The organism is Winogradskyella ludwigii (assembly GCF_013403985.1).
GTDB classification, from domain to species: Bacteria; Bacteroidota; Bacteroidia; order Flavobacteriales; family Flavobacteriaceae; genus Winogradskyella; species Winogradskyella ludwigii.
In genome coordinates, this window is the sequence record NZ_JABFDF010000001.1 from 1,111,716 (window position 1) to 1,130,217 (window position 18,502).

Genomic DNA, 18,502 nt, shown 5'->3' on the forward strand with positions numbered 1-18,502 from the left:
TCAAATCAATATTGCGACCCATCATGCTTACCAACCTCATAACCGTGTTTTCCTAAATATTGATTTCCACTTTCAACAGCACCCTCTTCAATAGAAGTTCCCATAGAATCATTCCAACGGTTTAAATATCCAAATAAAGAAATTACACCTAACATTTCTACAATTTCACCTTCATCCCAATACTCATATAAACGCTTTTTAATATCTGCATCTACTCCATTTGGCACTTGTGAAGCTGCTAAACTAAAATCGAGTGCAGCACGTTCTGCCTCAGAAAAAGCGGAATGTGTTCTGTAGTCCCAAATATTATCTAACTGCTCTTGTTCTGCTCCATAACGTTCTGCAGCTCTAATGGCATGGGCTTGGCAATAGCGACAACCCGTAGAGTTACTACTTACCCAAGCAATCATTCGCTTTAAAGCAGAGGTTACGCGACCTTCATTGGCCATAACAGCCTTATTCAAATTAATAAAAGCTTTGCTTATTGCTGGTCTCCGTTGCATGGTTAAAACTGAATTTGGGCAAAACCCAAGCGTTTCATTAAAAAATTCAGCTAATTCTTTGGTTTCTAAATCATGGTCCGCAGACAAAGGTGTTACTAATGCCATAGTTATTTTTTTAGTAGTATTTTTGATTGGACAAGATACTCGTTCTAATTTTTAAACTAAAATAAAATGGCTGATAAAATAACAACACACTGGAGAGGAAACATGACCTTTGAATCTGATAATCCTAGATGGTCTTCAATAATGATGGATGCTTCAGAAGAATTTGGAGGTACTGGTTCAGGTATGGCTCCTAAAGCAATGATGCTATCATCTTTAGCAGGTTGCTCTGGATTAGATGTAATTTCTACTCTAGATAAAATGAAAGTTGAAATTGATGATTTTAAAATTGAAGTTTCAGGCGAATTAACCGAAGAACATCCAAAGATTTACCATAAAGTAATTGTAGATTATCATTTTTATGGTTCAGATTTAAATGAAAAAAAATGCGAACGTGCTGTAAACTTATCCGTCGATAAATATTGCGGAGTTATGGAAATGTTTAGACAATTTGCAACCGTAGAAACCAATATTCATTTTCACATAATAGCAAAATAAAATCAATTATAAATTTTATGCGTTGGACATTAAAACCAAAACCTGAAACTACACAAGTGGCAACACTAAAGAAAGCACTTGGCGTTGATGATATCGTTGCAACATTATTACTGCAACGCGGCATTGATACATACGAAGCTGCCAAAACTTTTTTCAGACCAAGTTTTAATGAACTTCACGATCCATACTTAATGAAAGATATGGACAAAGCGGTTGCTAGAATTGAAAAAGCAATTGAAGCAGGCGAAAACATTATGGTTTATGGAGATTATGATGTCGATGGCACAACGTCTGTAGCCTTAATGTCTTCATATTTAAAAACAAGAATTGACACAATTGCCACCTACATTCCAGATCGTTATGATGAAGGTTACGGAATTTCTTATAAAGGCATTGACTTTGCAGACGACAATGATTTTTCGTTAATTATTGCGCTCGATTGTGGTATAAAAGCCATAGACAAAGTTGCTTATGCGAATGAAAAAGGTATTGATTTTATTATTTGCGATCACCACAGACCAGGTGCAGAAATCCCAAATGCCATTGCTGTTTTAGATCCAAAACAAGACGATTGCAATTATCCTTTTAAAGAACTTTGTGGTTGTGGAGTTGGCTTTAAATTAATTACCGCTTTAGCCGGAAACCAAGGTCAAACGGTTGAAGATTTAGTAGAATATTTAGATTTGGTAGCCACAGCAATTGGTGCAGATATTGTACCAATTGTTGATGAAAACAGAGCCTTGGCTTATATGGGTTTACATGTTATAAATACCAACCCAAGACCAGGCATGAAAGCTATTATAGCTGAGGTAAAAAAAGACTATCTCACCATTACAGATGTAGTTTTTATTATTGCACCACGTATTAATGCAGCCGGACGAATGAAACACGGCAACCATGCTGTAACACTTTTAACAGAAACTGATTTTAACTTAGCGGCAAAATATGCCATGGACATTGACGAATTTAACACAGACCGTCGTGAAACCGATAAACGCATTACAGAAGAAGCTCTAATACAAATTGAAAAAGATAATGAACAAAAAGGTTTTACAACCGTTGTTTATCATGAAACTTGGCACAAAGGAGTTATAGGTATTGTTGCTTCCCGTTTAATAGAAACCTATTACAGACCAACCTTAGTATTTACAAAAAGTGGAGACAAATTAGCAGCATCTGCACGTTCAGTTTCTGGTTTTGATGTTTATAATGCATTGGAAGCCTGCTCAGAACATATTGAACAATTTGGAGGTCATAAATATGCAGCTGGATTAACTTTAGATCCAAAAAATTACGAAGCTTTTAAAGCCAAGTTTGAAAGTGTAGTCAAAGAAACTATAGACCCCAAGTTATTAACACGCGAACTAAAAATAGATTTGAATATTGAGTTAGGCGAAATCAATGATAAACTCATGCGAATCCTAAAGCAATTTGCACCTTTTGGGCCAGGAAACTTGTCACCAACCTTTATGTCGCAAAACCTTAAAGATACAGGTTGGGGAAAATGTGTTGGCGAAGACAATAAGCATATTCGATTAACTGTAACCCAATCATTCAATGATAAAATTGTTTGTATTGGCTTTGGCTTAGGCGATAAAATTGATATCATAAAAAGCAAAAGACCATTTAGCGCAGCGTATTCCATAGACGAAAACCATTGGAATGGCAATGTGAGTTTACAATTGAAATTGAAGGATATAAAAGAATAAAACTTACAACTCTTCGTTGATTAGACATGAAACAATCAATTCGATTCTTATTTCTTTTTTGTTGCTTCATTTCAACGAGTCAAAACTTAGTTTTAAACCCAAGTTTTGAAGCGCATTCATCTTATAAATGCAAAATATATTTAGGAGGATTTAATGATGGTATTTTAGATTGGTCTATTCCAAATTATGGTTCTACTGATTTCTTTGATACCTGCAGTGAGGATAATGGTGCCAAAAACTATAATGGTTTTCAAATGCCTAAAACAGGTTCTACTTATGCTGGTATGTATTTTTTTACAGACAAAAACTACAGAGAATATGTTCAAGGAGAACTTTCTAAAACATTAATAAAAGGAAAGAAATACAAAATGACTTTTTATTTGAGTTTAGCAGATAAATCGTCTTATGCTTTAAAAGATATTCAAGTTTTAATTACGGAAGAAAAACTAAAACCTTGTCATCATTCTAATGCTTGTGATAAGGCTATTAAACCGTCTAAAGCGACTGAAGGAAAGTTTAAAATGTATTCAAATCCTGATAATATTTATTTTTCTAATAAAGAGTCTTGGATGGCATATACTTTCGAATTTACAGCCGAAGGTTACGAGAACTACTTCTCTATTGGTAATTTTCATAAAAACTCTAAGACTAAAAAACAGAAAGAACTTTCTAATAGTCCTTATTTGTTTTCTTATTACTACATAGATGACGTTACAATTGAACCATCAGGAAAAGATAACGTCAGAAAAAAAATTATCAAAACGACTGAAGAACCGACTATAAACACTAATGAGATTTACACCTTCAAAAATGTATTATTTGATTTTGATAAAGCCGAATTGTTAGCTATTTCTGAAGTAGAACTCAATGAACTATACAAGCATTTAGAAATTAATCCCAAGTTAAAAGTTGAAATTTATGGTCATACAGATAATGTTGGTCTAGATAAAAGGAATAAAGAATTATCAGAGCAACGTGCAAAAGCTGTTGTAGATTATTTAATTGAAAAGGGTTTGAATGTAACCCGAATTACATCCTTTGGCTTTGGAAGTACACAACCTATTTCAACAAATGAAACCAAAGAAGGTCAGCAATTAAATAGACGTGTTGCTTTTAAGTTAATTGAAATGTAAAATAAACCTCAGCTTATTTTACATTTGTACCCAATCATTTGCAGACTTGCTAGGTTTTTAAAACCTGCTAGGTCTCTTAACTTTACATTAGAGTGGCAAAAAACGACCCATACGCAGCATTAAGAATCAAAGAATTCAATATTTTTTTACTAGTTAGATTTGCTTTGGTTTTTGGTTGGTCTATGCAGTTTGTGGTTATAGAATGGCAAGTTTACGCATTAACCAAAGATCCATTATCATTAGGTATAATTGGTTTAATGGAAATTATTCCGGCCTTAGGAATGGCCTTATTTGCAGGCCACATTGTAGACCAGAAAGAAAAACGAAACCTTTTAGCACTTTGCATTGCAGCATTTTCTTTAATTAGCTTTGGTCTATTTTGGTTAACATCACCAGAAATTTCTGAATCATGGTCAACCAAAGCGATTTTGTACTCTATCTATGGGTTGGTGTTCTTTGGAGGTTTTTTACGTTCGTTTTTTGGACCATCAATTTTTTCATTAGTAGCGTTAATTGTACCTAAAAAAATCTATCCAAATGCTGCCACTTGGAATAGCTCAACTTGGCAAATGTCGCGTGTTTTGGGTGTTGGTTTTGCTGGTTTTTCTATAAGTTGGATTGGTGTACATTGGTCTTTATGTATCATTTTTGGGTTGATAATATTTGCATTAGTCGTTTTATTTCAAGTAAAAAAGAAGCCAATATTAAATCCTAATATTGGAGAACCGATGATACAAAGCCTAAAAGAAGGTGTCAATTTTGTATTTAAAACTAAAGCCGTTTTAGGAGCCTTAACTCTAGATATGGTGTCTGTTTTATTTGGCGGAGCTGTAGCACTTTTAGCTGTGTTTGCTGAAGACATACTAAAAGTAGGTCCAAGAGGGTTTGGAGTTTTAGTCGCTGCACCTTCTGTTGGTGCATTTTTAACTATGTTGGTTACAGCTTATATTCCCATTAGCAAAAATGCAGGTATGAAATTACTGATTGCCATATTTGGATTTGGAGCTTGTATTGTAGTTTTTGGATTATCATCAACCTTTTGGATATCTGTTGTCGCTTTATTCTTTAGTGGAGTTACAGATGGAGTTTCTATGGTGATTAGACAAACCATTCTTCAGTTAAAAACACCAGACCATATGCGTGGACGTGTATCTTCTGTGAATTCAATGTTTGTTGGTTCGTCTAACGAACTAGGTGCTTTTGAAAGTGGCTTAACCGCAAAACTAATGGGTACTGCAACTGCAGTTGTTTTTGGAGGAACCATGACCTTAATTACTGTTATAACAACTGCTGTGGTTTCTCCATCATTTAGAAAACTAGATTTGCGACAAGATATTGAGGAACACGAAAAAGAGGAGGAAACAGTTTAATATTTTTTCAATACAAAAGAATTCCCATCAAATTCGCCATAGGTATAATACTGAATCCAATCTCCTAGATTAATATATCTTGATTTTTCGTTCAATTGAATTTCTAATGGCAAATGTCTATGTCCAAACACAAAGTAATCTCTATGTTTTTCTTCAAGTTTACGTTTAGCATAAATGGCTAACCATTCGTTGTCTTCACCTAAAAATTTAGCGTCGTCATCGCCAGAAATCATTTTATTTTTTACAGACATGTATTGCCCAATTCTGAGTCCAATATCTGGATGCATCCATTTAAATAGCCATTTAAAAAACGGATTGGTAAATACCTTTTTCATGCGTTTATAACCTTTGTCTTTTGGGCCTAAGCCGTCACCATGACCAATAAAAATTGTTTGGTCGCTGAGCGCAGTAGACGTACCAGAACCAAATGTAAATTCTTGTGGTTTATGAAAAACAGTAATACCTAATTCGGTTTTAAAATAATCGGTCATCCATAAATCATGATTGCCTACAAAGAAGTAAATTGGGATTCCTGAATCTGAAATTTCAGCTAGTTTTCCTAATGTTCTTGTAAATCCTTTTGGGACAACAGTTTTATACTCGAACCAAAAATCGAATAAATCACCTAATAGAAAAATTGCTGCTGCATCCTCTTTTATTTCATCTAACCAAGCCACGAATTTTTTTTCGCGAGGTCGAGACATTTCAGGTGTTGGTGCACCTAAATGATTGTCTGATGAGAAGTAGACTTTTTTTCCTTTGGCAAGTATAATGTGGTTGGGTTTATTCATTATCTGAAGCATACCACTCAGCAAAACTAGACGTAGTTTCTGAAAGTCTTAAAGAATGTAAGGCTATATTTTCTGGTAAGCGTTGTTTAATTTTATCAGCAAAATCAATGACCATCATCTCGCTTGTTGGTTGGTAATCTACTAACAAAACGTTGTGATCTCTAGCTTGTAATTCTTTAGCCAGCTCTACATGTGGTGTGTTTTTATTAAAAACTGTAGCGTGATCAAACACATCGACAATTTCTTCTTTTACAATTTTCTTGAGATCGCCAAAATCTATAACCATTCCAAATTTTACATTATTAGAATCAGAAATAGGTTTACCAATAACAGTAACATTTAAATGATAACTGTGACCATGTACATTTTTACACTTGCCGTCGTAACCGTAAAGTGCGTGACCTGTTTCAAAAGAAAACTGTTTTGTAATGCGTATGTTGCTCATGCGAATTTATTTGTGCTGCAAAGATATTATAAATGTTAAGCGAATCAGTTTTTAGATTACATTTGCGCAATTTTTTTAGAAACTATGAATTTCAATTGTTATATTAGTTTACCATGAATAGTTTATTTGAAGCTATTCCGTTTGCTGAAAATCTGCTGTACGAGCGTATTATTTCAGATATTTCATTACAAAAATATAGCATTGTTGATGACTTTTTTTCAGAGGATGAGGTTATTGCATTGCGACATTCGTTGCTCTTAAAGCATGATGAAGATGCGTTTAAAAAATCGGCAATTGGCAACAGAACTAATGAATTGGTAAAAAAAGCGGTACGTGGTGATATAATTCTTTGGATAGATGAACGCGCTATCAATTCTGCAGAAGAGTTATTCTTCAATAAAATTAACGATTTAAAAGATTATCTTAATCGCACGTGTTTTCTTGGAATTAACCTGAAAGAATTTCATTATGCTATTTATCCTAAAGACACGTATTACAAACGTCATCTAGATACTTTTCAGAATGATGATAGACGTAAATTATCTTTTGTTTGTTATTTAAATAGTGAAGACTGGAAACCAGAAAATGGTGGTGAATTAGTACTATATTTAGATGGTGAAGACCAAATAGTGTATCCTTTTCCTGGTAAAGTCGTAATTTTTGAAAGCCAAGAATTAGAGCACGAAGTAAAACCCGTAAATACGCAAAGACTGAGTATTACAGGTTGGTTAAAAACACGTTAGTAAACGTGTTATCGTCGTTTCTTTTTGTTATAGAAATATACAATAATAAGTACCAAACCTAAGATAAGAAATAACCCGTTTCCTCCTAAAAAGCTAAAAAAATCCATATTTATTTTTTTGATTTATTTTTAAAATATCTGAAAGCGAAAAAAATTATTGCTCCTAAAATAATAAAAGGAATAAGTATTCCTAAAATATAGCCAATACCGAAACCAACATTATAAATGTCTGAGTTTTGTATGCTATTAGGCTGAAGCATACTATTCATCTTTATATCTATTTTTATTATATCTATAAATTACAAATGCTATAATAACCAAAACAACAAAAGGTAATAATGTGCCAATAAAGACACCAATGCCATAACTATCGTCTGGTGCATTTTTTAGTTTCTCGTTAACACTAACGTCTTGTAGTAAAGTAATTAATAAGTTCATTTATAGAAAATAATTTATAGACCAAATTTAAGTGTTTTGAGCTAGGGGAATAAATGTTTTTCTAAATTTTATAATTAAAGGTAAACCACGTGCAATCATCCAAAAGGTAAATGCTATAAAAATGCCATAAAGTTTATAGTTTAAAGCATCCATCCAAAAGATAATAGGTGTAAAAATTACAAGTGTTGAAAACAGTAAAACGTTCCTCAAATATTTCATTTCACCAAGTCCTTTAAAAACGCCATCAAAAATAAAAGCTAAGGCACATAAGGGTTGCATCGCTAAAATAATCCAAAATATATTGTAGAATTCTTCTAGAACTTCTGCATCGTTACTAAATATATGTCCTATTGGATAGTAAAAAACCGCACCTAAGCAACCTATTAATAATCCTATTATAATTCCATATTTAATTAATTTATTACTCAAATCAATAAGACTTTTATAATCTTTTGCACCAAATAATTTTCCTGATAAAATATTACCAGCACTTGCGTAACCATCGATAAGAAAAGCACCTAAAAACCACAAATTAATAGCGATGGTATAGGCTGCAATATAAGTGTCACCATATTTTGTGGCAAAACTAGTTCCAAAATATAAGGCGATATTCAACGCGATGGTTCTAATGAATAAATTAAAAATCATTAGTGTAAAACGTTTCATTTCTGGATTAATAGGCAATGTTGAGATTAAAGGAATATCTGTTTTCTTTAGTAGATAAAATGCCGAAAGTAGCGCCATAATTAGTTGTGCAATAACACTTGCGTAAGCCGCTCCTTTTATATGCATGGCTGGCATGTAGCCTTCAATACCATAAACAAAAATATAATCTAAGACAATATTAGCCAAAGCTCCTATTATGGCAATTAACATAGGAAAATAGGTGTTTTGAAGCCCTCTAAACGTTCCAAAAACTGCAATAGTAAATAAGGTAAATGGAAACCCAAAAACCCGAATTTGATAATAATCTACACAAGAATCCAAAATGGCTCCGTTAGCATTATAAAGCTGAAATATTTGAGAAGCAAAGGGATAGGTCACAGCTATAATTAGTAAGCTCAGCGCTGTAATCACAAAAATAGCTTGAGCAGGAAGGGTTTTCACGGCTTCAATATTTCCTGCTCCTAAATACTGAGATATAATTGATGAAATAGCACTTCTAGTTTGTCCCAAAACCCAAATAAGCATCGATAAAAATGTGGTAACAATACCAACAGCTGCTAACGATGTTGTGGCATTATATTCCATATTTCCAATAATGGCTGCATCTGTTAAAGACAAAATAGGCTCTGACACTCCAGAAATTAAGGCTGGAATCGCTAATTTATTAATCTGTTTTAGTGTTATACTCACAATACTAATTCGTAACAATGAAAAGGGAATTCACTTTGTTTTGGAAAATGAATATCTCCTAATTTTTTATAGCCGCGAAGTTCGTAAAACTTTTGGTTTCTTTTGTTCTGAGAAAAGGTATCTAATCGAATAGAGCTATAATTATTTTCAATAGCAAATTCTTCTGCAAATAGCATTAATTTTTGAGCATAACCTTTTCCTTGTATATTTGGGTGAACGGCTAAACGATGAATATAAATAGCGTTGTGAGTTGGTGTTAACCATTGTATTGGTTTGTATTCTGAATCCATAAACGTAGAAATAACAATACAACCAATAATTACAGCTTCGATTTCTATAACATAAAGTTCATTTCGTTTTATATCATTTTTAAAAGCAGAGGTATTTGGGTAATGTTCATTCCATTGATAAATTTTATTGGCAATCATAGCCTTGGCGCAAGCTTTTGTAATACTAATAATGCCATCAATATCTTTTTCTTCTGCTATCCGAATCATTAATAATGTTTATTTTTGTTACTATAAATTTCAATTTTCTAATTATGAAAACGATATTAGTCCCTGTTGGTTCTTCAAAAAACGCACAATCGCACTTGCAATATGCTGTAGATTTCGCTAAAGCATTTGGCGCTAAAGTATATGTGGTTCAAATATATAATGTTTACACCAAAGCAGGTACAATGATTAAGATTGATCATATTTTAGAAGCAGAGTCTAAATCCTTTTTAGAAAGTCATATTGCATCAATTGATACTAAAGGTGTTAATGTAGTTGCCAGAACATTTAAAGGAAAATTGATTAATACTATAGAGAAAGTATGTAAAGCCTTAGATGTTGATTTAATAATTTTAGAACCACGTACCAACTCTATAAAAGACGAAGTTTATTTAGGAAAAACGTCTGGCAAGATTATAAAACAAACCCAAATTCCAGCTTTAATTGTACCTGAAGGTTATTCGTTTCAGCCATTTGAAAAGCTGTTATTGGCTTTAAAATCTGCTACGATTAAAAAAGAGAATGTATTGTATCCTTTAAAGTCTATAAAAACACAATTTAATGCTGCTGTAACTTTACTTTTAGTAAAAACACCACATCATAAAAAACATGATTTTGATGTTAATGAAGAACTTCAGTCTATTATTTCTACAACAAAAAAAGCTGATAGCCCAACAACATTTATGGCCTTTTTAGAGCATCATAAAGAGAATAATCCAGATTTACTATGCGTTGTTAGACGTAAAAGAGGTTTCTTTAAAAAGCTTTGGGAAAACAATACCATTTTAAAGAAAGACTTTCACAGTACTAAAATTCCTGTTTTAGTATTAAGTGGCTTAAAATAATTTAAAATTTGGGGATGTAGCTCAGTTGGCTAGAGTGCTTGACTGGCAGTCAAGAGGTCGTCGGTTCGAGCCCGATCTTCTCCACTATAAGATATGAGGTTTCAGAGTTTTTTAACTTTGAAACCTTTTTTTATATTCAATATATCAGAATTTTCAAAAAATTGAATTATCCAACGCAAATCTTAACATTATATGCACCTATCCGCGGTGAAGGTGTTGAGCAAGAAAATGCACATGCCATAGAATCACAGACTTTTATGCAAGGAGCATACAATCAAACGAAAAACCGAGATGATAATATCGTATGGAGCGCAGTAGCAGAAACGTATAATAGAGATATAATTAAACAATATGCTAATAGAGGCTATACATAAGTATGGTTTAAAGAAGCTACTGTATAGTTCTGGCACAAAACCGAAATAAAAATATCGTTTAAAAACGTTTTTTATCGTCAAAACGTAAATGGCTGATTTTTTTTGTATGTTTGCAGAAGTTTAATGCCCTACATGAAACGAATCCTACTACTAATAACCTACTTATTAGCATGCAATTTGTATGCTCAACAACCAGCTTTCGATCCTGAAAGTTCAACTGGTCAATTATTTCAATATTCTGAATATGTCGATGTAGATAAAACAATCTACACTATAGATGCTATATTAAATAATGAACAATTAGCATATAAAAAATTAGAATCTGCTAACCATGATTTTGGCTTTACTTCAGATAATTATTGGATTCGATTTATATTAAAAAACAGTTCTAATACAGATAAAACGTATTATTTTCAAACAGGCAGACCCATTACAGACGTTATAAATTTGTATGAGATAAAACCTGAAATAATTAAATACGAGAATGGTGATCAAAATGCGTTTAGTTCACGAAATGTACAACATAGACAAATTATTTTTAAACTAACGCTTAAAGCTCATAGTGAACAATTATACTTCATGGAAATATCCAGTGACGGAGAGGCTATAAATCTTCCGCTTACTTTATACGATGAAACCTCATTTTTTATTACCAACTATAAACAACAATTCTTTTTAGGTCTATTTTATGGTGTGTTACTATTAGCCGGTTTTATATACCTCTTTTTCTATAACAGTTTAAAAAATAAAACCTTTTTGTATTATGGCATTTATGTATTTTCTATTGCCTTAATGCAAGCGGCTTTAGATGGCTTTATTTATCAATACATATTTCCAAATGGCGGTTTTTTTAATAGTAGAATGGTACTAATTACAGCTATTTCTTCAAACTTCTTTTTACTTAAATATTGTGAATATTTTTTGAAAGCGGCACTTAATCTATCACATTTTAAAAAATTATACAACGCTATTTATATAAGTCTAGCGGTTGTATTACTAATGGTTTTTATCAATACAAAGACTTTAGAAATAGCTTATGTATTGAGTAATATAAATGGTTTATTTAGTTTAATACTTATTTTAGCTACTGTGTTTACAATGTGGCACAAACGCATCTCTGTAGATACCTTTTTTAGTTTAGGGATTATGTTTTTGGTTTTGGGATTACTTGGATTTATAATGAATAATTTAGGGTTTTTACCAAGTAATTTCTACACATTAAACAGCGCTAAGTTTGGATCAGGAATAGAAGTCATTCTTTTATCATTATCTATGACTAATCTTATAAAAAAATTAAGAAAAGAGAATGAAAAATCGCAAGCATTAGCGCTAAAGAAATCTGAAGAAATCAGTGAACTAAAGACGTATTTTATGTCTAATATTAGTCATGAATTAAGAACACCTATCAATGCCATTATGGGAATGGTAGAATCTGCGCTTTCAGATTCTAATCTCAATGAAGAAAATAATGAGAAGTATCAAATTATTAAAAATGCTTCAACGAGTTTACTTAGTCACGTAAATGACGTTTTAGATTTTGAACTTATAGAGAAAAATGAACTTCAACTTAATGAAGAAGAATTTAATCCATTGATAATTTTAAAAGAAATTAGCAATAACTGGAAATTAGAAGCAGAAAAAAAGAAGCTAGATTACAGCTTTCGAATGGATTCTGAAGTTCCTACCAAAGTTTCTGGTGATCCTGACCGTTTTGCCCAAATTATAAATAATGTTTTAACCAATGCAGTAAAATTTACAACTGAAGGACATGTGCATTTTAAATTAAAGTGTTTAACACAATCTAATGGTATTTCTAGATTCTATTTTCAAATTTCTGATTCCGGTATTGGAATGGACAAAGAAAATAAAGAACACATATTTGATAGCTTTAATCAAATGCGGTTAAATAATAAACGTCAATTTGGTGGTATTGGTCTTGGTCTTACCATTTCAAAACATTTGATTAATTTATTTAATGGAAATTTACAAGTTGAGAGTATAGCAGGAAAAGGTACTGAAGTGTATATTGAAATTCCTCTAAAAAGTATAGTTGATGAAATTCCTGCAGAAAAGATAAAAGCAATTACGACTATAAATCCTGCTTTAAATATACTTGTTGTAGAAGATAATAAGCTTAATCAATTGGTTATAAAAAAGCTATTAAGTAGTTTTCCTAATGTCAAAATCACCTTGGTTGAAAATGGAAAAGAAGCATTAACCTCCCTTAAAAATATAACTTACAACTTAATCCTTATGGATTTACAAATGCCTATAATGGATGGTTATGAAGCGACAGCAATAATTAGAAGTGGTAATTTAGGCGAAATAATAAGTAATATACCAATAATCGCTGTAACTGCTGACGCTACAGTAGAGACAAAACAACGTGCTTTAAGGTTAGGGATGAATGATTATATTACTAAACCGGTTAAAAGAGATTTACTGTTTGAAAAAATTAGTGCTTGTATCCTTACACATAATCTGAATGTCGCCTAAAACATTTCGTTTCTCAGTTTAAAAATGATATAATCTCACTGATCGTTTTATTTAATTCACTAGTAAGCTCATTTTCTTCCCAAGGGTGTCTTGTATTAAAAACATGATCTGCACCTTCAATAATCTTTAATTCGCTCTTAGGATTCCATTGGTGCAATGCTCTGGCCTCGCTAAGATTTACCGAAGTATCATTAGATCCATGAATGATTAAATGTGGAATTTTTAATCGTTCTTCAGCAGATTTAATATCTAGTCGATTCTCGTTAACCTTAAAATCCTCAAAGAACTGATAATAATGTGGCATTTCTTGTTTGGTTCTTCCATTTAAAACGGACTTAACGCCCTCTTTTTTCCAATTCTTTAGTTCTTCGTCAGAGCCAAATCTAGTCCCAAAATCACTTACACTAGCCAAAGTAATTAGTTTTGTAATTCGTATATCTTCTGAGGCTTTTAGTATCGTAATTCCTCCACCTCTACTATGACCAATTAAACAAATATCGTTAGTATTTATATTTAAAATATTTTTAAAATGATTTTGAGACCACGTAATAATAGCATCTAAATCATCTAGCTCTTTGGTGTAATTGTTATTTCCAAAAGCTTCTAAATCTGGAAAATCAATTGGGTTTTCCATAGTACCACCATTATGTGAAAAATTGAATTTTATAACACAAAATCCTCCTTCTGCAATAGTTTCTGCCATTAAATCCCAAGCTCCCCAATTTTTAAAACCTTTATAGCCATGACAAAATATAATTAAAGGTTGATTAATTTTCTCTTCAGAATAAAACGCATCAATCAAGATGGGCTTTTTACCATTTCTTTCTAATACTATGTTTTTATCAATATGCATTAATCAAGTTCTTTTTCAATGAATTTAACCTCTGGATTACAAATTTCTATAATCAGTTTTTTGAGTTCTATTTCAAAATTATCTAGAGTTTCATCGGTTATTAATTGGTCTTTTTTTCTTGAGGTAGATGATTCTTTTTTACCGAATTTTAAAAAGCCTTCACCTAAGTTTTTAAATGAAATAATCCCAGCTTCAATAGGTAACTCTATCAAGTTTTTTTGTCGCATCATGTAGGCATAACATAAAATTTGAAACGATTTACTGTACTTTACATAGTCCTTAGTTAAATCTTCCCAATCTGCAATCTCTACTTTGCTTTGCTCTACTTTTCCGGATTTATAATCCACAACTCTTGTAACTCCATTAAATTGATCTATTCTATCAACTTTTCCTTTTAATCTAATAGGAAAATCTAAACCTTCAATTTGAATATCTATAGATTCGTCTGCCTCAATCGAAAGGATTTTTATTTCATTACCAGCCTTAAGACTTTCTATTTCTAAGTTAATAAAATTTAAAATATAACGCTGCGCTATCTCGAAGATAATTAGATTTTTACCTTTAGAAAAACCTCCTTTATTATAGAGTTTTTCAAAATGAAAAGTCACCATATCTTTAATCTGACTCTTCATTTTTTTAAGATAATCTAGTGTTAAAAGTGATCCTTCTAAGGGTTTGTAAAAATCTTCAAGAGAATTATGAATAACAGAACCTAAAGTATTCGCAGCAATGTTTTCTTCAACCTCTTCAAAGTCTTTAATACCTAATATTTTTTCATAATAAAAATCTATCGGATTTCTAATGTAATTGGTTAAAGATGACGGTGAATAGCCCTTAGAAGACAATACTTTTATTTGCTCTACAACTAAGGGTGTTTTAATTATTTCCGTGAACTTTTGTTCTATAATAGGAACGTTAGGGGAGACAACTGTAGTTGTTATATCATGAATGCCTTCAATTTCTAGTTGTGTTAAAAACCGACTCTTTTCACCACCTTTTAAAGCATCAATTTCCGTATTATATAATATATACACATTTTTAGCACGTTGAAGAAGTCTGTAAAAGTGATACGTATAAACCGCATCTTTATCTTTGAATGTTGGTAAATTATTTTCAATTTTTACATCGAATGGAATAAAGGAATTATTTGTTTTTCCTGATGGAAGAATCCCTTCATTAACGGAGCTTATAATAACGGTTTCAAAATCTAAAACGCGAGATTCTAACATTCCCATAATCTGAAGTCCCTCTAATGGTTCTCCTTTAAAATCTAAAGTTTCTGAACTTAATAGCTCCCTGTATATCGTCTGTAAGGATGTAATAGAATTTAGATATTTATAGGTTGTATTCAATTGTGTAAGTTGATTAAACAACGTGTTAAAACGATATAAATATTCTAATTCGAGACTATTATCTTGCTTATTGCTATCAAGATTGGCTTTCATTTCAAAAATGAGATCTGAACAGTGCTCTAAAGCTATTTCAGGTTGATCTACCCAAGATTTAAATAATAAATCAATTTGTTTAGTATGAGATTTGGCCAATTCTCTTAATTCACTCTCTGTAATATATACTAGATTATTCTTTTGTATATGTGCTACAATATTACTTGCAGTATTAAATGTATCCTCATCAAATAATGGGTAAACTGACGGATGAGATAACAACGCTATAATGTCTTTATAATAAAATTGTTTTGGGTTGTTTTTATGAAGCACAAACAACTGCTCAAATAATGACGCTAGAGGAACAAACTCTAAAGGCAAACCCATAGTAACATTAAGCTTAGATATATTTTTAGGTATTGAATTTAATACAGGAAGTAATAAATGCTCTTCACCTAAAACCACCGCAATATTGGATAAATTCGTTTCTTTCTGCGTTAAGTCTTCTAGCAATTGCCCAATATACTTGGCTTGACCAATGTGTTTAGGAATACCAATAGACTGAATGCTCTTTTTATCGCTATAATGATTAGTAACCCAATTGAAAGGTTGCGTCTTAAAGTAATTCCATTGTTTTCTATGTTGTCTGGTAAACCAACCAGCATCATGTACGGCATCATCTATAAACGCTTTATCAATATCCCAATAGATATGTGCTAAATTATTTTTTAGCAAGGCCTGGATAATCTGAGACTCTGACGTATTTAAAGCATTAAATCCTAAAAATACATGAATCTTACCATTAGAGTTCTCTATATAATGCTCAACGTTTGTTGCTGCCTCTCTATAAATAAGTCCTTGATAACCTTTTTTTGAATTTAAAAGGTTTTCAGTAAATACAGCGTAATATTCTTTGAGATGTTTCCAGAACTTTAAATGATTTTTTATAAGATCTGTTTGATTGGCTTCCACAGACCAATGATTAAGCTCTTTAATAGCATTTAAGTAATTAAAAATGTGTTCTTGAGGTATAAGGTAACGATCAATCTCATTAAAGTCTTGTAATAAGATTTGAGCCCATTTAGAAAACGATTCAAACGTTTCTTGTTCGTTTTCTGGAGTAAGACTTCTATAGGTCTCATAGAGTCTGAATAATAAATCTGTATTCGGTAAATTTTGAAGTCCCGATAATTCCTCTACAAATTCTTCTATACTAAGAATTTCTGGTGTAAATATGGGTTGTTCTATTAAAGTAGAGAGATGATGTTTAAGAAATACACCTGCACGTTTACTTGGTAGAATAAAGTGTAAGTCTTCGAGATTTAACTTTTTGGAATGAAGATCTTGTAGTACTGTTTTTATAAAAGGTATCATTCTATAAAAATAAAAAACGCTCCGAACTTCGGAGCGTTTTTAAAATATATTTTAGAGATATAATTAGTTTTTCAACTTCACCTCTACACGTCTGTTTTCTTTTTTACCAGCTCTTGTTCTGTTATTAGCAATTGGATTAGATTCTCCAAAACCAGTAGCAGTTAATCTATCAGCAGCAATACCATTAGCGATTAAATAATCTCTAACTGCATTTGCACGTCTATCAGATAACGCTTGGTTCATAGATTTAGAACCATCAGAATCAGTATGACCTTCAAGAGAGAAATTAGCTCTAGGGTATTCTTTAAAGATAGCTACCATAGATTGTAATACTTGGTCAGTTTGCTTTTGGAAAGTAGCTCTACCAGAGTTAAATAAGATAGATCTAGAATAACTATTTAAAGTTTCCATTACTTCTTCTGTTGGCTTAACTTCAGGACAACCATTGTTTGCAACAGTTCCAACTTCGTTAGGACATTTATCATCTTTATCTAAGATACCATCACCATCAGTATCTGGCCAAGGACAACCATTGTTAGCTACAGGACCAGCTACGTTAGGACATTTATCATCTGCATCAGCAACACCATCAGCATCAGCATCAGGACAACCAGCTAAAGACTTAAGACCAGCAACTTCTGGACACTTATCATCTTTATCAACAACACCATCACCATCAGTATCAGGACAACCGTTAAATTCAGCTAAACCTGCAGTATATGGACAATCATCTTTAGAATCTTGGATACCATCATTATCAGAATCTGGACAACCATTGAAGATCTCTAAACCAGCTTCTTCCGGACAAGCATCATCTTGATCATAAACACCATCACCATCAGTATCAGTACCACCAAACTTAAATGTAACACCAACTGAATGTTGGAAATGCTTTGGTAAGTAATCTTCAAATGAATGCTTATATGTAGACTGAACATCAAAACCGAAGTTTTCAGTTAACCAGTATTTAAAACCTAAAGTTCCGTTTAAAGTTCCAGCTCCTATTTCATCTAACCAAGAGTAACCACCACCAACACCTAAATAAGGATCAAATGTTTTAGAGTTTATAATATTCATAAAGCTATAAGAAACTCTACCATCTAAACTATAGTAAGTTAAATCATCAACCTTATTAGTTGATTCTTTTCCTGTAATAGGGTCTGAATTAGATCCAAATTTGTCAATTCTGTTTATAGCACCAGTTGCAGTAAACGTAAAACCATCGCTAAGGTATCTAGAAACAGATACTGTTGAAAGTGAAGGAAGAATATTCCAGTGATCAGTTACGTTAAAATATTCGTCAAAATATTCTCCTTGAGGCGCATCTTCTCCTACTGGGAAAAAGTCAACTGCGTTGGCTCCAAATCCAATGGCCCATGGATTGTTCTTGTCTTGAGCGTTAGTAGTACTAAAACTTGCGATAAGCACTGCGACAAAAAATAATCTGCTAAGATTTTTCATAATCTAATTAATTTTAATTTTTTAAGTGTTAATTGTTTGCAAAAATAAGTTGTTAAAGTTTATTAACAAAGACAAAAGTATAAAAATATTGCAATAGTAGCCTAAAATAAGGTGTATGAGTTAAGATTTGATT

Annotated in this window: 17 protein-coding genes and 1 tRNA gene; 9 read left to right on the forward strand and 9 right to left on the reverse strand. The window is 32.0% G+C overall.

Annotated features, from left to right (window positions below):
* Positions 1-5: 5 nt before the first annotated feature.
* Positions 6-608: a carboxymuconolactone decarboxylase family protein gene (locus HM981_RS04625; RefSeq protein WP_179337402.1), complete on the reverse strand. Its 603-nt coding sequence runs from the start codon at positions 606-608 to the stop codon at positions 6-8.
* Between the two features lie 66 nt (positions 609-674).
* Between HM981_RS04625 and HM981_RS04630 the strand changes: the two genes are divergently transcribed.
* The 4 genes from HM981_RS04630 to HM981_RS04645 all read left to right on the forward strand — a co-directional run bounded on the left by HM981_RS04630 (position 675) and on the right by HM981_RS04645 (position 5,315).
* Positions 675-1,103: an OsmC family protein gene (locus tag HM981_RS04630; RefSeq protein ID WP_179337403.1), complete on the forward strand. Its 429-nt coding sequence runs from the start codon at positions 675-677 to the stop codon at positions 1,101-1,103.
* 17 nt (positions 1,104-1,120) lie between these two features.
* On the forward strand, positions 1,121-2,812 hold the full coding sequence (gene recJ, locus HM981_RS04635; protein ID WP_179337404.1) for a single-stranded-DNA-specific exonuclease RecJ: 1,692 nt from the start codon (positions 1,121-1,123) through the stop codon (positions 2,810-2,812).
* A 26-nt stretch (positions 2,813-2,838) separates the two neighbouring features.
* Positions 2,839-3,945 carry an OmpA family protein gene (locus HM981_RS04640; protein ID WP_179337405.1) on the forward strand — a complete coding sequence of 369 codons (1,107 nt, stop codon included), beginning with the start codon at positions 2,839-2,841 and terminating at the stop codon, positions 3,943-3,945.
* Positions 3,946-4,037: 92 nt separating this feature from the next.
* Entirely contained in the window at positions 4,038-5,315 is a 1,278-nt protein-coding gene (locus tag HM981_RS04645) for an MFS transporter (protein WP_179337406.1), read from the forward strand.
* On the opposite strand, the gene HM981_RS04650 is transcribed toward HM981_RS04645, so the two are convergent.
* Complete coding sequence (locus HM981_RS04650) at positions 5,312-6,106, reverse strand: UDP-2,3-diacylglucosamine diphosphatase (protein WP_179337407.1); 795 nt, start codon at positions 6,104-6,106, stop codon at positions 5,312-5,314. The genes HM981_RS04645 and HM981_RS04650 overlap by 4 nt on opposite strands.
* A complete protein-coding gene (locus tag HM981_RS04655) occupies positions 6,099-6,551 on the reverse strand; it encodes a 6-pyruvoyl trahydropterin synthase family protein (protein WP_179337408.1) in 453 nt (150 codons plus the stop codon). Before HM981_RS04655 ends, HM981_RS04650 begins: the two co-directional genes overlap by 8 nt.
* A 113-nt stretch (positions 6,552-6,664) precedes the next feature.
* Between HM981_RS04655 and HM981_RS04660 the strand changes: the two genes are divergently transcribed.
* On the forward strand, positions 6,665-7,294 hold the full coding sequence (locus HM981_RS04660; RefSeq protein ID WP_179337409.1) for a 2OG-Fe(II) oxygenase: 630 nt from the start codon (positions 6,665-6,667) through the stop codon (positions 7,292-7,294).
* 260 nt (positions 7,295-7,554) lie between these two features.
* Here HM981_RS04660 and HM981_RS04665 read toward each other — a convergent pair whose 3' ends face one another.
* The 3 genes from HM981_RS04665 to HM981_RS04675 are packed head-to-tail and all read right to left on the reverse strand — an operon-like array spanning position 7,555 to position 9,584.
* Positions 7,555-7,731 (reverse strand): hypothetical protein, encoded by a 177-nt coding sequence (locus HM981_RS04665; protein WP_179337410.1) that lies wholly within the window; start codon positions 7,729-7,731, stop codon positions 7,555-7,557.
* Between the two features lie 27 nt (positions 7,732-7,758).
* A complete protein-coding gene (locus HM981_RS04670) occupies positions 7,759-9,087 on the reverse strand; it encodes an MATE family efflux transporter (RefSeq protein WP_317167161.1) in 1,329 nt (442 codons plus the stop codon).
* On the reverse strand, positions 9,084-9,584 hold the full coding sequence (locus HM981_RS04675) for a GNAT family N-acetyltransferase (RefSeq protein ID WP_179337412.1): 501 nt from the start codon (positions 9,582-9,584) through the stop codon (positions 9,084-9,086). The genes HM981_RS04670 and HM981_RS04675 overlap by 4 nt, the downstream gene beginning before the upstream one ends.
* A gap of 44 nt (positions 9,585-9,628) precedes the next feature.
* Between HM981_RS04675 and HM981_RS04680 the strand changes: the two genes are divergently transcribed.
* The 4 genes from HM981_RS04680 (at position 9,629) to HM981_RS04695 (ending at position 13,296) form a co-directional block, all read left to right on the forward strand.
* Entirely contained in the window at positions 9,629-10,426 is a 798-nt protein-coding gene (locus HM981_RS04680; protein ID WP_179337413.1) for a universal stress protein, read from the forward strand.
* 10 nt (positions 10,427-10,436) lie between these two features.
* A tRNA-Ala gene (locus tag HM981_RS04685) sits at positions 10,437-10,510 on the forward strand.
* 77 nt (positions 10,511-10,587) lie between these two features.
* Positions 10,588-10,800, forward strand: coding sequence for a hypothetical protein (locus tag HM981_RS04690; RefSeq protein ID WP_179337414.1), 213 nt, complete (start codon positions 10,588-10,590; stop codon positions 10,798-10,800).
* Between the two features lie 132 nt (positions 10,801-10,932).
* A complete protein-coding gene (locus HM981_RS04695) occupies positions 10,933-13,296 on the forward strand; it encodes a hybrid sensor histidine kinase/response regulator (protein WP_179337415.1) in 2,364 nt (787 codons plus the stop codon).
* Positions 13,297-13,309: 13 nt separating this feature from the next.
* On the opposite strand, the gene HM981_RS04700 is transcribed toward HM981_RS04695, so the two are convergent.
* The 3 genes from HM981_RS04700 to HM981_RS04710 form a co-directional block, all read right to left on the reverse strand.
* Complete coding sequence (locus HM981_RS04700) at positions 13,310-14,149, reverse strand: alpha/beta hydrolase family protein (protein WP_179337416.1); 840 nt, start codon at positions 14,147-14,149, stop codon at positions 13,310-13,312.
* Positions 14,149-16,908 (reverse strand): PD-(D/E)XK nuclease family protein, encoded by a 2,760-nt coding sequence (locus HM981_RS04705; protein ID WP_179337417.1) that lies wholly within the window; start codon positions 16,906-16,908, stop codon positions 14,149-14,151. Before HM981_RS04705 ends, HM981_RS04700 begins: the two co-directional genes overlap by 1 nt.
* Before the next feature lie 63 nt (positions 16,909-16,971).
* Positions 16,972-18,369 (reverse strand): OmpA family protein, encoded by a 1,398-nt coding sequence (locus HM981_RS04710; protein WP_179337418.1) that lies wholly within the window; start codon positions 18,367-18,369, stop codon positions 16,972-16,974.
* Positions 18,370-18,502 lie beyond the last annotated feature (133 nt).